At 65.9% G+C, this 1,013-nt stretch carries 1 protein-coding gene; it reads left to right on the top strand.

Annotated features, from left to right (window positions below):
* Positions 1–166 precede the first annotated feature (166 nt).
* Entirely contained in the window at positions 167–1,003 is an 837-nt protein-coding gene (locus QSK26_RS41405) for a transposase family protein (protein WP_285780849.1), read from the top strand.
* Positions 1,004–1,013: the final 10 nt, after the last annotated feature.

Below are 1,013 nucleotides of genomic sequence, written 5' to 3' on the forward strand. Positions count from 1 at the left end.
AGTGAGGTGATCTCAGCGAAATAGTTCGGGGCAATTGGGATTTCTTGGACGCCGGTGGCGACGTTCCGGGCCTATCGGGAGGAGTTGCCGAAGGCCGGAAACAGACGTGGAGCCCCCGGTAGAAGAGCTCTCACCACAAGAAATCCCAGCCTCCGGAAGGCTCCACGTGATTGCTCATCGTGCCACGCTCGACGTCTCCCGCGCACTCGTTCAGCACGTCGCCCGCCTCCTGCACGATGAACGCCGACTGCGCGGCACCCCCAAAGACAGCCGAGCCCTGAGCCCCTTCCGGCAAGCGGTCATGGTGCTGCGCTGGTTCCGCGGCGAGCACGACATCCCCAAACTCGGCCGCGATCACCGCGTCTCCCGGGCCACCGCCTACCGCTACATCCACGAGGGAACCGAAGTTCTTGCAGCTCAAGCACCTGACCTGCCCGAAGCCCTCGACCGCGCCCAAGCCGAAGGACTGGCCTACGTGATCCTCGACGGCACCCTGATCCCCATCGACCGCTGCGCCGAGCAGACCATCAGCGTCAAGGGCGAATCCATCGACGCCTGGTACTCGGGCAAGGCCCACCAGCACGCCGGCAACCTCCAAGCGCTGTCAGCACCCAACGGGCTGCCACTGTGGATCGGCGAGGTCGAACCCGGCTCCGTCCACGACCTGTCCGCCGCCCGTACACACGTACTGGGCGCCCTGTACGCCGCAGCCGCAGCGGGACTACCCACCCTCGCCGACAGCGGCTACGACGGCGCCGGAATCGGCGTCCACACGCCGATCAAGCAGCCCGAAGGAACCCAGATCCTCAGCCCGGACAACCGCACCTACAACCGACTCCTACGCGCCCTGCGCTGTCTCGGCGAACGCGGATTCGCCCTGCTCAAAGGCCGGTGGCGAACCCTGCAGCACATCACCGTCAGCCCCAGCCGAATCGGCGACGTCGCCCGCGCGGCGCTTGTCCTCACTCACTTCGAGCACGATTACCTACCGGGAATTCGCTGAGATCACGTCA

It is taken from the genome of Microtetraspora sp. NBRC 13810 (assembly GCF_030268685.1).
Classification (GTDB): Bacteria; Actinomycetota; Actinomycetes; order Streptosporangiales; family Streptosporangiaceae; genus BSRQ01.